Here is a 14,878-nt window from a genome sequence, read left to right on the forward strand (position 1 = left end):
CCGTCTCGGGCGAGTTCTGCATGCCATGCCACCGGCGGAGACGGACCGCCCCCCACCTCTTCCAGGAGAGAATCCCCTCCCCCCTACGCCGTAAGGAAGACCATGGCGATGATCATGGCGAAGCCGGCGAGCTCAGCCGGCCCGAACACCACCCCGAGCCAGAGCACCGAGCTCAGCGTGGCAACCACGGGTTCGACCGTGCCCAGCATCGAGCCGCGAACGGAGCCCACCTCCTTCATTCCCTGCAGGTAGAGGGCATAGGCGCCAAAGGTCCCCAGCACCACCGAGGCGGCGACCATGAGCCAGCCCATGCCGTCGAGGGAGGGCATGTGCTCCCAGGGTCGGTACGCCAGCGAGAGGGCCACGCCAGACACGAGGAATGCGATGCCGTTCACGGCGAAGTTCCCCCAGCGGCGGATGAGCTCGAGCGGCTGGATGTCCAGGATCGTCGCGGCGACGGCACAGGCGAGGCCCCAGGCGAGGCCCTCCGGCGGCAGCGAGAGCGTGGCTGGGTTGCCCCCCGTGGCGACCAGATAGGTGCCCCCGAAGGCAAGCACCACTCCCGCGAGCTCCCTCCTGCGAGGCCTCCTGCGCCCGTGCACGCACACCACCAGCATGACGATGACGACGTTCAGGCTCTGGAGCACCGTCGCGGTGGCGGAGTTCGTCCAGTCGATGGCCTCGAGGTAGGCGACCTGTGAGAGCAGGATGGAGCCGAAGGCCACGCCCACCACGCCGCGCAGCGAGCGACGGTCGCGCAGGAGCCCTCCCAGGCGCCCGGGCGAGCCCAGGACCGCCATGGCCAGGAAGAGCCAGCAGGCGGTGAGCTCCCTCACGCAGACCATCCAGAGCGGGTCCACGGCGTAGCTGCCCATGAGGAGCTTCGAGAGCGTGCCGTTGAGCCCCCAGAGCGTGCCGCCCGCCAGGGTGAGGAGCGTCCCTCTGACCTTGCGCCTCGCGTCCTCGTCGGCAGCGCCGGCACGGCTGCGAACGCCCGCCGCCACGGCACCGACGGATGCCCGTGCGGCACCGGATGCGAGGCCCTCTCGCCCGCAGGCGCCGTCCGCGGCGGCTCCCCCGTCGACGGCCGTCACGCTCCCCTTTGCCTCTTTCCCCACCGCAGACCTCCGTCGCACGCCACGTGACGCGCAGAATCGTCCCAAGCTTTTGCCTGCTGAGCTTACAACGCGGCGGGCGGGGTAAGTTAAGCACATCGGAAGTCTATGCGGTCCACAGACGCCCGCGGCCGAGACCGCGGCAACGAGGGAGAGAAGATGCCAGCAAGCAAGAGCGGAGTTCCCTTCCCCACGCCCGACCCCAGCCGCGCGCCCGGCACGCGGCACGCCGGGTTCACCGTCCGTTCGGTCGAGCCCCTGGAGGAGCTGGGGGGCACCGCCTACGTCATGCGCCACGACGCGAGCGGCGCGCGCCTGATGTGGCTCGCCGTCCCGGACGACAACAAGTCCTTCTCCATCGCCTTCAAGACCCCACCCAAGGACGACACGGGCGTCTTCCACATCCTCGAGCACTCCGTGCTCTGCGGCAGCGACCGCTACCCCGTCAAGGAGCCCTTCGTCAACCTGATCAAGAGCTCCATGCAGACCTTCCTCAACGCCATCACCTTCCCCGACAAGACCATGTACCCGGTGGCCTCCACCAACGTGGCCGACCTCGAGAACCTCATGGGCGTCTACCTCGACGCCGTCCTGCACCCCTCCATCTGGAGGCGCAGGCGCATCTTCGAGCAGGAGGGCTGGCACCTCGAGCCCACGGAGGACGGCGGCCTCGCCTACAACGGCGTCGTCTACAACGAGATGAGGGGCGCCACCTCGGACCCCGACGACGTCCTCTTCCAGGCCCTCGACCGCCAGCTCTTCCCCACCAACGCCTACCGCTTCGACTCCGGCGGCGACCCCTCCTCCATCCCCGACCTGAGCTACGAGGGGTTCCTGGACTCCCACGCCCGCCACTACGCCCTGCCCAACAGCTACACCGTGCTCTACGGCGACCTGGACATCGAGCGTGAGCTGGCCTTCATCGCCGAGCGCTTCGACGGCGCCGAGGACCGCCACGCCGGCGCCCCCAACCCGCTCGAGCCGCAGGAGCCCGTGCGCCCCGCCCTGGCCAAGGTGCGCATGGCCACCGCCCCCGGCAACGCCGCCGTGGGCCTCTCGTACGTCATCGGCACGGCAGGCCAGCGCGAGCGCGTGCTCGCGGCGGACGTCCTGCTCGACGCCCTCTGTGGCTCCAACGAGGCACCGCTCAAGCGCGCGGTGCTCCAGAGCGGGCTCGCGGACGAGTTCCAGGGCATCCTGGTGGACGGAGAGCTCCAGCCTCAGGTCGCCTTCCACGCCAAGGGAACCAGGCCCGACTCCGGGCCGGCGCTCCGCGAGCTCGTGGAGGGGACCTGCGCCAGGCTCGTGCGGGACGGCATCGGCAGGGAGCGCCTCGAGGCGTCGCTCGCCCAGGCGGAGTTCAACCTGCGCGAGGGCGACTGGGGCTACTACGCCGACGGAGTGGCCCTCTCCATGCAGGCGATGNCGACGTGGCGCGCCTCCCGCGCCTGGGCGTCGCGGACATCGCCGAGGCCCCCGCCGAGCCACGCGAGGAGCGCGTCGAGGCACCTCTCCCCTGCGTCTGGCACGGCATCCCCACGCATCGGATCGACTACGTCTACCACTACTTCGACCTGCGCCGCCTGACGGCGGACGAACTTCCCTACGCGAGCGTCCTGGCCGAGCTCCTGGGGCGCCTGGGCACCCGCGAGCACAGTGCCGCCGAGCTCGACACGCTGGTGGAGGGCAGGCTGGGCAGCCTGGACTTCTTCTGCGACTCCTACGCGTGGCAGGGCAGCCTCGACGAGGCCAGGCCCTACCTGGTCGTGGGGGTGAGCTCGCTCTCGGAGCGCGTCGCCGACGCCGCGACCATCCCCGCCGAGGTGTGGGGCTCCACCCTCTTCGACGACCAGGAGCGCATCCTGGCCATCCTCCAGCAGAGGCGCATCGCGCTCTCCCAGTACTTCCAGAACAACGGGCACGCCGCCGCGATGGCGCGTCTCTCCACCCACTACTCGCGCTCCGCCACGGCGGCTGACGCGCTGGGTGGCGTGGGCCTCTACCTCTTCCTGAGGGAGCTCCTCGCCAGCTGGGACGAGCGCAAGGACGAGCTCTGCGCGCGGCTCGCAGACGTCGCGCGGCGCGTCTTCAGCTCCGACGAGGTGCTGGTGAGCTTCACCGGACCTCGCGCGGACCTGGACGCGTTCTGGGCGGCGGGCGGCAGCCTGGGTCTCTCCCCCGCAGGGGACGCGGCGGCACACAGGCTCGAGCTCCCCGCGCCCAAGGCCCAGGACGAGGCCTTCCTCATCGCCTCCAACGTGAGCTACGTGGGAGAGGGGGCCGCCCCCTCGGCTGCCGACGCCTTCGGCCCCGGCAACTGGGCCGTCGCCTCGCGCGCGCTGAGCTTCGACTACCTCTGGAACGAGGTGCGCGTGAAGGGTGGCGCCTACGGCGTCGGCTTCCGCCGCACCACCAGCGGGCTCCCGCAGTTCTGGTCCTACCGCGACCCCGCCGTCACCCCCAGCATCGCCCGCTACGAGAGCAGCGCCGACTGGCTGCGCTCCTGGGACGCCAGCCGGACCGAGCTCGAAGGCTACGTCGTGTCCTGCGTCGCCGCGCACGACAACCCGGTGAAGCCCCGCCAGCTCGCCCGCAGGCAGGACGGCCTGGACCTCTCGGGCCGCCCCGAGGGCTGGCGCGCGGAGCTGCGCGGGCAGGTCCTGGGAACCACGCAGGAGACCCTGCGCTCCATGGCAACGTGCCTGGATGGGCTTGAGGAGAGGCGCAGCCTCTGCGTCTTTGGCCCCCAGGAGCAGGTCGAAGGCTCGGGCCTCACATTTGACCAGGTCATCGACCTAAGGGACGCGGCGGTGGAGAACGAAGCCGCAGAAGGCTAGGAGCGGGCCACCAAGCAAGGCGCAGGCGGGGACGGCCACGCGAGCGGTCGCCCCCGCCCCTTTGGCTACGCGCCGGCGACGGTGGTCACCCCTAGGCCAAGAGCTCCTCCACGGAGAGCTTGGGCACGTGGTTGACTCGTTCCTCGTCATGCCAATAGGCAAGTCCGCCGACCCCATCGGCATCCTCGAGGCGCACCTCCTCGGCAGGCCAGCCCACCGCGACGAGCAGCAGGCACGCCAGGCCCCTCTCTCCCAGGCCCAGGACCTGGTCGAGCTCGGGACCATAGCTCTTTATCATGCAGGCTCCCAGGCCGCGGGCGCTCGCGGCGAGCGCGATCGCCTCGGCGGCTATGCCTGCGTCGACGTTGCGGATGGGGAGCTCCGCCATCTCTGACGGCGCACAGACGGCGAGGTATGCCGTGGGCCTCTCGCCCGGCTCAGGACCGTCCCAGTCCTTGATGGCGGCCGCCCAGCGATGGGTCGCAAAGGTCGCCGCGACCTCCTCCGGCTCGAACACCAGGCGGAAGCGCAGCGTCTGGGAGTTGTTTGCGGTGGGAGCCAGCCGCGCCGCGGCAACCAGCCCCAGGAGCCCCTCCCTGCCCACGGGCCTCGACCCGTCGAACCTCCGGATGCTCCTCGCCTGCCTCAGCAGCCCCTCGAACTCGTCCGCTCGCATCTCTTCCCCTCTCGCCTTGGCCCTGCTGCGAGCATACTCGTGGAAGTGGGCCGCACCCGCGGGCGCGGCAAGACGAAACAAGGGAGAGACGCATGACACGCTACACCCTGGACGAGCTCTGCCGCCTCGTGGACCACACCAACCTCCACGCAGACGCCCGCGAAGCGGACATCCTGCGCCTCTGCGACGAGGCGAGGAGGTACCACTTCGCTATGGTCGCCGTGAACCCCGTGCAGTCCGCCCTCTGCGCCTCAGCCCTCGCGGGCACCGACGTGCGGGTAGGAGCGGCGATCGGGTTCCCCCTGGGCCAGGTCTCCGTCGCGGCGAAGGTCTTCGAGACCAAGGACGCCCTGGCCTCCGGGGCGAGCGAGATAGACTACGTGGTCAACCTCACCCAGGTCAAAGAGGGCAGGTGGGACTACGTCGCCGACGAGATGCGGCAGATGGTCACCACCTGCCACGAGGCGGGCGTCCTCTGCAAGGTCATCTTCGAGAACTGCTACCTGGGCCTGGAGGAGAAGCTCGCGCTCTGCCAAATCGCGCGAGAGGTGGGGCCCGACTTCGTGAAGACCTCGACCGGCTTCGGCAGCGGCGGCGCCACCGTGGAGGACGTGCGACTGATGGTGGCCAACGTGGGCGAGAGGGTCAAGGTCAAGGCGGCGGGTGGCATCCGCGACGCCGACTCCTTCCTCGCGCTGGTGGCAGCCGGTGCCCGCAGGATCGGCTGCTCGGCGGGGATCCCCATCATGGAGGAGCTGCACCGCCGGCTCGATGCCAGCGGCGCAGCGTGTCTCGAGCTATAGGGACGTCAAGCGCATGGGGGCGCTGGTTCCCAGCTGCGACAAGAGTGGCATGGGATGGCCTCATCCCAGACGGAAGGTCTAGGGCATGGCTTGCAAGGAGGCGACGTTCGAGCTCAAGGGTTTGCTCACTCGGAAAAATTAAAGTGGATTTTTGCACTGCCGGAACTTTGCACGGGTATAGTAATGACAGCGGTATTGATGTGGTGACCCCACGGGGTCCACGTCCGAGAAGGCGGCTGCCCATACGGGTGGCCGCCTTTCTCTTGTTGGAGGAGCAATGGGAAAACCGTTCCTGACGATACGGCAGCAGGTCGAGCTTCTGGAGAAGCGAGGCATGGAGACGGACTCCGAGACCCCAACGATTTTGCGGAGGGAAGGGTACTACTCGGTCGTGAACGGCTACAAGGACCCGTTCATCGATCGCGGCGCGACAGCACGCGCAAGCGACGACAGGTACGTCCGCGACGCAAAGTTCTCCGACATGTATGCCCTGTTCGAGTTCGACAGGTCCCTGAGGGAGCTGACGTCCCACTACCTCATCCGGGCCGAGTCGACCGCCAAGACGGCTGTGGCATACTGCTTCTCCGACGTCCACCGGGACCGAGATGCCTATCTCCTCCAGGACTGTTACTGCACGCGCGACGAATACGCACGGGCCGGGATGAACGCAGCCCGCTACGCGGACGAGATATCGGGCCTCGTGAGCATCCTGTCAAAGACGCGACGGAATAGCAACGCCGAGTTCATCAAGCACTACCGCGACGAATATGGCGACATGCCCCTATGGGTCCTGAGCAATGGCCTCACCTTCGGAAACATCGAGCGCTTCTTCAACCTGATGAAACCTGATGAGAAGGCGTCGGTCTGCAAGATGATCGTCCAGTCGACGAACAGGGTCGGCAGTAACCTCGGGTACCTCAGTGTCGATAAGGTCAGAGTGGCACTCGAGGCCCTCGTCAAGTTCCGCAACATATGTGCCCATGATGAGCGGTTGTACTGCGCCGTGGTAGGCGGCCGAAAGCAGATCAACTACGGGCGCATGGTCTGGCACCTTGAGTGGTTTCTCACGGATGCCGAGTTCAATGAGTACATCGCGAGTCTCGTCCACCGTCTTAAGGATGGAATAGACGGAAACGAAAAGGTTGCAGCCGTCCTCGAACCACTAGGGTTCACGGAGCTCAGCAACCAGCTGGCACGCCGTTGGGGCGTCAACTAGATGAAAGCGAACCAAGTGGAGAAGCTAGACCCCCCCGCACGCGACCTTGACGGGCTCGTACGGGGGGATAACCACCAGGGCAGGAAGTCGACGCCCCTATGGCACGACTGCGCAGCAGCCGTCCGTGCTGGACCCGAGGCACTACAGGCTCAGATGGCCCGAGGGAGGCCCTCCATGGGCTTCCCGTCGCTCAACGACGGAGGGAGTTGCAGGTTCTCGCGCGCACGACCACCAACGCCCGCGCGAAGAACCGCGATGCGAGAAACGCTCTAGGGCAATCGCCTCAGAAGTATCGGGCGCACTCCCGGAGGGGAGCCGAAACCGTGCCCTTACGCCTCGGTCACGAGTCCCAGCCTGAAGCAGGCATTGTAGATGCCGCCCTCGTCCACGTCGTCGGTGACATAGTCGGCCTGCTCGCGAACATCGTCGTTGGCGTTGCCCATGGCGATCGAGGTGCCCACCACGCCAAACATCTCGAGGTCGTTGCCGCCGTCGCCGAAGCAGATCGCCTCGTCGGGAGCGATGCCGTACTCGTCGAGCAGGCGGCGCACCGCGCGCGCCTTGCCGCCGTGGCGGGGGAAGGCGTCCACGAAGTGCGGCGACCAGCGGGTGAGGCGCATGTTGCTGGTGGCGTTGGTCACCACGTCGGTCTGACCGGGTGCCAGGAAGATGTTGAGCTGGAAGATCTCATTGTGGAGGGCCTGCTCGATGTCCCCCTCCTCGAAGCTGAGCCCGGCGGCCTCCTCCACGGCGCGCACCTTGTCATCGTGCCCGCTCACGTAGCAGCGGCCGCGCTCCATGAAGAGGCATTCGTAGAGGCCGTCCCTGACCTGCTGCACCACCGTCGCGACGTCGGCGGGGTCCAAGGCCTCGGCATGCAGGACGTCATCGCGAGTGACGATCATCTGGCCGTTGAGGAGGATGAAGGCCTCCAGGTTGTCGATGGGGATCTCGTCCACCTGGTAGGGGGGACGACCCGTGGCGAGGAAGCACTTCACGCCGGCCTTCCGGAGCTCCGAGAGGGCGATCTGCGCGGAGTCGGGAACCTGGTGGGTCTTGAACGAGAGCAGGGTGCCGTCTGCGTCGAAGAAGGCGGCCTTGACCCTGCCGGGTGTGTTCCAAAGTGGCATCTTGCGTTGCTCCTAGCGTCTTTGGCCGACCGGTCATGTATGTTAGTCGGCCAAAAAATTGTAGGGGGCAAGCCACGAACGGCCCAGACCGCTCGACGAACGACACGATATGAGCAATTTTCCGCCCTTTTATGCAAACATGACGGAGAGGGGCACCAAAGCGCGCCGCCAGCCCCTCTCCCCTGCCTAGAGCCCCGAGGAGGCGATGGCTCCAACCGTCCGGCGTATGCGCTCGGGGGGCATGACCAGCGCGAAGCGCACGTAGCCCTCCCCCGCCGGGCCGAAGCTCGCACCCGGGCAGACGATGACGCCGGAGCGCTCCATGAGCTCCAGGGTGAAGGCCACGGAGTCGCCGCGGCCGTGGGGCAGGCGCGCCCAGACGAACATCGTGCCGTGCGCGTTGGGACGCTCCCAGCCTATGGCCTCGAGACCGTCGCAGAGCGCGTCCCTGCGCTGCTGGTAAAGCAGGCGCTGTTCCTCCACCTGGTCACGGGGTCCCCTGAGGGCGGCGATCGCCGCGTCCTGCTCGGGGAAGAACATGCCGAAGTCGACCTGGCTGCGGAGCTTGCGCGCCGCCGCCACGACGTCGGGCCGTCCCACCAGGAAGCTCAGGCGTGCCCCGGTGACGTTGAAGGACTTCGAGAGCGAGAGGAACTCCACGCCCACGTCGAGCGCGCCCTCGTACTGCAGGAAGCAGCCGCCCGCCGGGCCGTCGAAGACGATGTCGGAGTAGGCGTTGTCATGGATCACGACGATGTCATGGGCGCGGGCGAAGTCGATGACCTCGCGGTAGACCTCGGGCGTGCCCACCGAGCCGACGGGGTTGGCGGGGAGCGAGACCACCATGTACTTGGCACGGTCGGCGACCTCGTCGGGGATGTCCGCCACGTGGGGCAGAAAGTCGTGCTCGGCCGTGAGCGGGTAGTACCAGGGCTCGGCCCCGGCCAGGAGCGTGCCCGCCTGGAAGACGGGGTAGCAGGGGTCGGGGATGAGCGCCAGGTCGCCAGGGTCGGCGAGCGCGGCGCAGACGTGGCCCATGCCCTCCTGGGTGCCGCGACAGCTCATCACCATGTCGGGCTCGATGCCCGCCACGCCGAAGCGGTCGCGGTAGTAGTCGCAGACGGCCCGCGTCAGCTCGGGCTTGTCGTGCAGACTGTACTTCCAGCTGTCCGGGTCTTGGGCGCTCCTCACGAGGGCGTCGACCACGTGCTGGGGCGGCCTGAAGTCGGGCGTCCCCACGGAGAGGTCGAAGACCTCCCGGCCCTCCGCCTCGAGGGCGCGACGACGCGCGTTGAGCGTGGCAAAGACCTCGCTGCCAAACAGGTCGAGCCTCTTAGAGAACTGCATGCGCCTCTCCCCTCGCATTGCCGTCACGGTGCCGGAGACGTCCCGGCGCCAGCATTCTTGCACGCGAACTTTGCCGACGTGTGACGGACGGCGCCCGAACAATGCGCGGATGTGCGCAAATGCACGACGCGCAATCCGTTTGGGCCCCCAGGACGCACGGTACGCAATCCGTTTGGGCCCCAGCCGTGTTGGCACCCCGCCCCTCTCCCCCAAGGATGGCGCTTCCGCCCGCCGTCGACGAGCGGTGGGGGGCGTACACAAACTCATCAGACGCCCCTCTCGCCTTAGTTAAATGTTTTTATCAGAACCAATTGCGGGAGCTGGGGCTCGGCAGTTATCAACAGACTTATCGACCAACTATCAACAATATCTAGTGGCAAAGTAAACCAAATGCCCCAAGTTGTTGTGGTAGTCTTGTCCTCGCATCCAATAACTCGGCGGTGTGCCCAACCAGCTGCGAACCAGCGATGACGAAGGCGGAAGCAATGAAGATCATCAAGCGCAACGGCTCCGAGGTCCAGTTCGACCTCAGCAAAATCGAGAACGCCATCAAGGCAGCCAATGCGGAGGTGCCCGCCAACGAGCGCCTCACCGACCGCGAGGTGCGCTTCGCCTCCCTCAACGTCGAGGACGCCTGCCGCCAGGCCGGCCACACCGTGACCGTCGAGGAGGTCCAGGACCTCGTCGAGGACCAGCTCATGGCGCTCGACAGGTTCTCCGTGGCCCGCAAGTACATCATCTACCGCTACGTGCAGAACCAGAAGCGCCACAAGAACACGACGGACGACAAGATCCTCTCGCTCATCGAGAGCAACAACGAGGAGGTCAAGCAGGAGAACTCCAACAAGAACCCCTCCGTCGTCAGCGTCCAGCGCGACTACATGGCCGGCGAGGTGTCGAAGGACCTCGCCATGCGCGAGCTGCTCCCCCGCGAGGTCGTGGACGCCCACAACGAGGGCATCATCCACTTCCACGACGCGGACTACTACGCACAGCACATGCACAACTGCGACCTCGTGAACCTCGAGGACATGCTCCAGAACGGCACCGTGATCAGTGGCACCATGATCGAGAAGCCCCACAGCTTCTCGACCGCCTGCAACATCGCCACGCAGATCATCGCCCAGGTGGCCTCCTGCCAGTACGGCGGCCAGTCCATCTCGCTCGCCCACCTCGCGCCTTTCGTGGACGTGAGCCGCAAGAAGATCCGCCGCCAGGTCTTCGCCGAGATGGAGGCCATCGGCGCCCACCCCACGCCCGAGCAGATCGACCAGCTGGTCGAGAGGCGCCTGCGCGAGGAGGTCGCGCGCGGCGTCCAGACTATCCAGTACCAGGTCGTGACCCTCATGACCACCAACGGCCAGGCGCCCTTCATCACCGTATTCATGTACCTCAACGAGGCCAGGGACGAGCAGGAGAAGCACGACCTCGCGCTTTGCATCGAGGAGATGCTGCGCCAGCGCTACCAGGGCGTGCGCAACGAGGCCGGCGTGTGGATCACCCCTGCCTTCCCCAAGCTCATCTACGTGCTCGAGGAGGACAACGTCCGCGAGGGCAGTGAGTACTTCTACCTCACCAAGCTGGCCGCCAAGTGCACCGCCAAGCGCATGGTGCCCGACTACATCTCCGAGAAGAAGATGCGCGAGTACAAGCTCAGCAAGGGAGAGACCGAGGGCAACGGCGACTGCTACACCTGCATGGGCTGCCGCAGCTTCCTGACCCCCGACCGCACGGGCAACGGCTACGACAACGTCGCCCACGCCAAGAACTGGGAGCCTGGCAAACCCAAGTACTACGGCCGTTTCAACCAGGGCGTCGTGACCATCAACCTGCCCGACGTGGCTCTCTCGGCCCAGGGCGACGAGGGATGCTTCTGGCAGATCTTCGACGAGAGGCTCGAGCTCTGCCACACCGCTCTGCGCTGCCGTCACGACCGCCTCGCCGGCACGCTCTCTGACGCCGCGCCCATCCTCTGGCAGTACGGCGCGCTGGCCCGCCTGGACAAGGGCGAGAGCATCGACAAGCTGCTCTACGGCGGCTACTCCACCATCAGCCTGGGCTACGCGGGCCTCTACGAATGCGTCAAGGCCATGACCGGCCACAGCCACACCGACCCCGAGGGCACCGACTTCGGCCTGGCCGTCATGCAGAGGATGAACGACAAGTGCGCCGAGTGGAAGGCAGCCGAGGACATCGACTACTCCCTCTATGGCACGCCCCTGGAGTCCACCACCTACAAGTTCTCGAAGTGCCTCCAGAAGCGCTTCGGCAAGGTGAAGGGCATCACGGACCACGGCTACATCACGAACTCCTACCACGTGAACGTGCGCGAGGACATCGACGCCTTCACCAAGCTGCAGTTCGAGAGCCAGTTTCAGCGCCTCTCGCCCGGCGGCGCCATCAGCTACGTCGAGGTGCCCAACATGCAGGACAACCTCGAGGCCGTCATCCGCGTGATGCAGTTCATCTACGACAACATCATGTACGCGGAGCTCAACACCAAGAGCGATTACTGCCAGGTCTGTGGCTACGACGGAGAGATCCAGATCGTCGAGGACGACGGCAAGCTGGTGTGGGAGTGCCCCCACTGCCACAACCGCGACCAGTCCAAGATGAACGTCGCCCGCCGCACCTGCGGCTACATCGGCACGCAGTTCTGGAACCAGGGTCGCACGGAAGAGATCAAGGACCGCGTGCTGCACCTGTAGGCAGCCGGGGCGGACGTTTTAGTCCGCATGACATCGCGCGCTCGCAACCCGCGCCGTGCCTGGAAGCTTCCAGGTACGGCGCGAGTTTCTTCACCGTGGACTTCGCAAGTCAGATGCCCTTTGCAGCGCAGAGACAAGATGCTTTCTTTTGATATCTAAAATAGTACTGTATATGGTATCTATTCCAAGGAAAGGAGCGAGGGCATGACAACCATCTATTCCTCCGCCGCCCTCAAGACCCGACAGCGAGAGGTCAAGGATGCCGCGCTTCATGACGTGGTCCACATCACGGAGAACGGCAACGGAGCGTTCGTGCTCATGAGCGAGGAGATCTTCGAGCGGCGGCTGCAGGAGGCGGCGGAAGGAGCCGCATACGAGGAGAGGCTTCGTGCATGCCTGAGGAACGGGAGGGCAGACATAGAGGAAGGCCGCTACGTGGAAGGCATGGAGGCATTCTCTGATGCCCTCGACAAGAGGCTCGCACGGCATGGCTAGGCTTCTGTTCGCGAAACAGTTCATTGATGATGCAGAGACCATCTACACGCCAAGGCTCGCAAGCCGCCTGGAGCGAATCCTGCGGATGGTCGAGTCGTTCCCGCTGAGCGGCAGCAGCGACCTTCCTGATTCCATCCGCCGCGAATTTGGAGACGGGACCAGAAAGTGCTCTCTCCCACCCTTCGACCTGATCTACGAATACGACGAGAAGGACGATGCCGTAACGCTCATGGGCATCATCCCCCAACGCCGCATGTGGTGACGAGGACCCTGCGCAAGGGCACATCACAAGTACAAATGGGTGTAAGTCGACGTGGATTGACGGCGACCCACAGGGCCGATCAACACGCACCCGGCAAGGCCGGACCAACAAGACGGGAGGGGGAGCAGGGGCCAAGGGGCTCCCACCCCACCTCCCGGTCCATCCGGCACCTCGGCGCCTACAGCACGGTGGTCACCTCGTCCTCGGAAGGGCACTGCCTGGAATCATCCGTGTCCGCGTCCATGCTGGCAGCGACACCCGCATCCAGCGGTAGCGTGAGCTCCACCTTGAAGAGGTCCGCGTCCACGTCCAGAGAAAGGCTGCCGCCCTGGAGTTCCATCAGGCTCTGCGCGATGGAGAGCCCCAGGCCCGAGCCCTCGGTCGTACGCGACGAGTCACCGCGCACGAAGCGCTCCAGCAGCTCCTCGGCGCTCACGTCGAGCGGGGCGGCGGACACGTTCTTGAGGCTCATGCGCGCGACGCCCTCCCCTGGGGCGAGGCTGACGTAGACGCGTGTCCCCGGCTGCCCGTACTTCGCCACGTTGCCCAGCAGGTTGTCCAGCACGCGCCCCATCAGGCGCCCGTCCGCCCTCACCGCAAGGGGCAGCTCGGGCAGCCTGTCCACGAGCTCCAGCCCCGCACCCTCAATCCTCTCGCCCCACTCGCCGAGTGCCTGCGAGAGGAGCACGCCCGCGTCCATGGAGACTAGGTCGACCTGGACGTTGCCCGTCTGTGCCTTGGAGGCCTCGATGAGGTCCTCGATGAGCTTCTTGAGCCGTGCGGACTGCCTGCCCAGCACGTCGGCGCACTCGGCCAGCTTCTGCTCGTCTCGCTCGCCAGGCTCGAGGACGAGCTCGGACGCGAGCAGGTCCGCATAGTTGATCACCGAGGTCAGGGGCGTCTTGAGGTCGTGGCTCACGTTGGTGATGAGCTCGGTGCGCATGCGCTCGGCACGAGTCTTGACCTGCTCGGCCTCGAGGGCCTCTCGCAGCGCCCGCGCACGCTCCTCCGCAGCCGCCGATGCGGCGCCAGCCACCTGGTTGAGCCGCTCGGACATCTCGACCAGGTCCCCCCTCATCTGGCCCACGTCCACCTGGGCCTCGAAGTCGCCCTGCGCCAGGCGAGAGACGACCTCCCCCAGCTCCGCCAGGCGCGCCTGGCGCTCGCCGAGCATCACGAACGCGAGCGAGAGCGCGACGAGGTAGGCGAAGATCACCAGGGGCGTCAGCTCCGAGGCCAGGCCGAGGACGAGCCCCAGCACGATGCCACAGAAGGCGAGCGCCCAGCGCCAGAGGTGGAGCCATGCCACGCGGATGTCATCCTCCATGTGCCAGCGACGCCGCGAGACAAGCAGACCCGCCACGAGCGCCGCGTCGAGCGTGACCAGCAAGACGAGCTCCCCATTCATCGTGAAGCCGGATCCGTTGAGCGTCAGGTAGACGTAGTGCAGAAGCGGCATGAGAAGGACGAGCGAGAGTGCCCCCACCACGCACGCCGACCAAACCCAAATCGCGCCTGCGTTCTCGTTCGCCGACTCGATGCCGTTGCGTCTCATCTCTGGCCTCCCATCATGTAGCCGCGTCCCCAGACCACCCTGAGGTAGCGTGGGCTGGCGGGGTCGATCTCGATCTTCTCCCTGAGGTGGCGCACGTGGACCGCCACCGTGCCCTCGCTGCCGCAGGCCGGCTCGCCCCACACCGCCTCGTAGATCTGCGCCGGGCTGTACACGTGCCCCTGGCGGGCCATGAGGAAGCGGCAGATGTCGTACTCCTTGGGCGTCAGCGCCGCGGGCTCGCCGTCCACGGTAACGCGCTTGCCCGCGTCGTCCAGCTCGATGCCGCCCAGGACGAGGGTGTCGGGGCCTGCCGGGCCGTCCGCCATGCCGGAGCTGCCACCCAGCCTCGTATAGCGCCTGAGGGCGCTCCGCACTCGGGCTAGCAGCTCGGCAGGAACGAAGGGCTTGGTCACGTAGTCGTCCGCCCCCAGGTCGAGGCCCAGGACCTTGTCCGCGTCCTCTCCCTTGGCGGTGAGCATGATCACGGGAGCGTTGGTGAGGCGGCGGATCTGCACCAGGGCCTCGGAGCCGTCCATGACCGGCATCATCACGTCCAGGAGGACGAGGTCGATGGGCTCCCCCGCCTCGATGCCCGCCCTCACCGCCGCCACGGCCTGCCTGCCGTCGTAGGCAGCGTGGAGCTCGTAGCCGGGATCGTTCAGGTAGATCCTGAGAGCGCCGACGATGTCGTGGTCGTCGTCCACCAGGAGGATGCGCTGCATGTCGTTCCTTCC

The 14,878-nt window shown here is 66.6% G+C and carries 12 protein-coding genes and 1 pseudogene; 7 read left to right on the plus strand and 6 right to left on the minus strand.

The annotated features are described in order from the left end of the window. Positions 1 to 83 precede the first annotated feature (83 nt). A complete protein-coding gene (locus BQ7388_RS07080; protein WP_083558312.1) occupies positions 84 to 1,118 on the minus strand; it encodes a DMT family transporter in 1,035 nt (344 codons plus the stop codon). A gap of 696 nt (positions 1,119 to 1,814) precedes the next feature. On the opposite strand from BQ7388_RS07080, the pseudogene BQ7388_RS13030 reads away from it, so the two are divergent. Together BQ7388_RS13030 and BQ7388_RS13035 are read left to right on the plus strand one after the other, a co-directional pair. Continuing rightward, positions 1,815 to 2,405: pseudogene (locus BQ7388_RS13030) on the plus strand (insulinase family protein); the annotation flags it as partial. Between the two features lie 140 nt (positions 2,406 to 2,545). Beyond that, complete coding sequence (locus BQ7388_RS13035; protein ID WP_234946891.1) at positions 2,546 to 3,952, plus strand: insulinase family protein; 1,407 nt, start codon at positions 2,546 to 2,548, stop codon at positions 3,950 to 3,952. A 91-nt stretch (positions 3,953 to 4,043) separates the two neighbouring features. On the opposite strand, the gene BQ7388_RS07090 is transcribed toward BQ7388_RS13035, so the two are convergent. Next, on the minus strand, positions 4,044 to 4,628 hold the full coding sequence (locus tag BQ7388_RS07090) for a nitroreductase family protein (RefSeq protein ID WP_009278710.1): 585 nt from the start codon (positions 4,626 to 4,628) through the stop codon (positions 4,044 to 4,046). A gap of 92 nt (positions 4,629 to 4,720) precedes the next feature. Here BQ7388_RS07090 and deoC point away from each other — a divergent pair, with 92 nt between their 5' ends. After that, complete coding sequence (gene deoC, locus BQ7388_RS07095; protein WP_062530578.1) at positions 4,721 to 5,431, plus strand: deoxyribose-phosphate aldolase; 711 nt, start codon at positions 4,721 to 4,723, stop codon at positions 5,429 to 5,431. 277 nt (positions 5,432 to 5,708) lie between these two features. Continuing rightward, complete coding sequence (locus tag BQ7388_RS07100) at positions 5,709 to 6,647, plus strand: Abi family protein (RefSeq protein ID WP_072500118.1); 939 nt, start codon at positions 5,709 to 5,711, stop codon at positions 6,645 to 6,647. A gap of 329 nt (positions 6,648 to 6,976) precedes the next feature. Here BQ7388_RS07100 and BQ7388_RS07105 read toward each other — a convergent pair whose 3' ends face one another. Both BQ7388_RS07105 and BQ7388_RS07110 read right to left on the minus strand, forming a co-directional pair. Then, positions 6,977 to 7,777: a Cof-type HAD-IIB family hydrolase gene (locus BQ7388_RS07105; protein WP_009278706.1), complete on the minus strand. Its 801-nt coding sequence runs from the start codon at positions 7,775 to 7,777 to the stop codon at positions 6,977 to 6,979. A gap of 186 nt (positions 7,778 to 7,963) precedes the next feature. Next, complete coding sequence (locus BQ7388_RS07110; protein WP_072500119.1) at positions 7,964 to 9,124, minus strand: pyridoxal phosphate-dependent aminotransferase; 1,161 nt, start codon at positions 9,122 to 9,124, stop codon at positions 7,964 to 7,966. Between the two features lie 485 nt (positions 9,125 to 9,609). Here BQ7388_RS07110 and nrdD point away from each other — a divergent pair, with 485 nt between their 5' ends. From nrdD to BQ7388_RS07125, 3 genes are all read left to right on the plus strand, one after another. Beyond that, positions 9,610 to 11,832 carry an anaerobic ribonucleoside-triphosphate reductase gene (nrdD, locus tag BQ7388_RS07115; RefSeq protein ID WP_062530573.1) on the plus strand — a complete coding sequence of 741 codons (2,223 nt, stop codon included), beginning with the start codon at positions 9,610 to 9,612 and terminating at the stop codon, positions 11,830 to 11,832. Between the two features lie 204 nt (positions 11,833 to 12,036). After that, positions 12,037 to 12,327 (plus strand): hypothetical protein, encoded by a 291-nt coding sequence (locus tag BQ7388_RS07120; protein ID WP_009278703.1) that lies wholly within the window; start codon positions 12,037 to 12,039, stop codon positions 12,325 to 12,327. Beyond that, the gene (locus BQ7388_RS07125) at positions 12,320 to 12,589 is read left to right on the plus strand and encodes a type II toxin-antitoxin system RelE/ParE family toxin (protein WP_072500120.1); all 270 of its coding nucleotides are present in this window, start codon (positions 12,320 to 12,322) and stop codon (positions 12,587 to 12,589) included. Before BQ7388_RS07120 ends, BQ7388_RS07125 begins: the two co-directional genes overlap by 8 nt. 178 nt (positions 12,590 to 12,767) lie before the next feature. On the opposite strand, the gene BQ7388_RS07130 is transcribed toward BQ7388_RS07125, so the two are convergent. Both BQ7388_RS07130 and BQ7388_RS07135 read right to left on the minus strand, forming a co-directional pair. After that, a complete protein-coding gene (locus BQ7388_RS07130) occupies positions 12,768 to 14,144 on the minus strand; it encodes a sensor histidine kinase (RefSeq protein WP_072500121.1) in 1,377 nt (458 codons plus the stop codon). Continuing rightward, positions 14,141 to 14,866: a response regulator transcription factor gene (locus BQ7388_RS07135; protein ID WP_072500122.1), complete on the minus strand. Its 726-nt coding sequence runs from the start codon at positions 14,864 to 14,866 to the stop codon at positions 14,141 to 14,143. The genes BQ7388_RS07130 and BQ7388_RS07135 overlap by 4 nt, the downstream gene beginning before the upstream one ends. Positions 14,867 to 14,878 lie beyond the last annotated feature (12 nt).

Source organism: Olsenella phocaeensis (genome assembly GCF_900120385.1).
GTDB classification, from domain to species: domain Bacteria; phylum Actinomycetota; class Coriobacteriia; order Coriobacteriales; family Atopobiaceae; genus Olsenella_I; species Olsenella_I phocaeensis.

Excerpts from the sequence above, each read along its gene's own strand:
- BQ7388_RS07090 (WP_009278710.1), bottom strand. The coding sequence starts at position 4,628 with ATGCGAGCGGACGAGTTCGAGGGGCTGCTGAGGCAGGCGAGGAGCATC.
- deoC (WP_062530578.1), top strand. The coding sequence starts at position 4,721 with ATGACACGCTACACCCTGGACGAGCTCTGCCGCCTCGTGGACCACACC.
- BQ7388_RS07100 (WP_072500118.1), top strand. The coding sequence starts at position 5,709 with ATGGGAAAACCGTTCCTGACGATACGGCAGCAGGTCGAGCTTCTGGAG.
- BQ7388_RS07105 (WP_009278706.1), bottom strand. The coding sequence starts at position 7,777 with ATGCCACTTTGGAACACACCCGGCAGGGTCAAGGCCGCCTTCTTCGAC.
- BQ7388_RS07110 (WP_072500119.1), bottom strand. The coding sequence starts at position 9,124 with ATGCAGTTCTCTAAGAGGCTCGACCTGTTTGGCAGCGAGGTCTTTGCC.
- nrdD (WP_062530573.1), top strand. The coding sequence starts at position 9,610 with ATGAAGATCATCAAGCGCAACGGCTCCGAGGTCCAGTTCGACCTCAGC.
- BQ7388_RS07120 (WP_009278703.1), top strand. The coding sequence starts at position 12,037 with ATGACAACCATCTATTCCTCCGCCGCCCTCAAGACCCGACAGCGAGAG.
- BQ7388_RS07125 (WP_072500120.1), top strand. The coding sequence starts at position 12,320 with ATGGCTAGGCTTCTGTTCGCGAAACAGTTCATTGATGATGCAGAGACC.
- BQ7388_RS07130 (WP_072500121.1), bottom strand. The coding sequence starts at position 14,144 with ATGAGACGCAACGGCATCGAGTCGGCGAACGAGAACGCAGGCGCGATT.
- BQ7388_RS07135 (WP_072500122.1), bottom strand. The coding sequence starts at position 14,866 with ATGCAGCGCATCCTCCTGGTGGACGACGACCACGACATCGTCGGCGCT.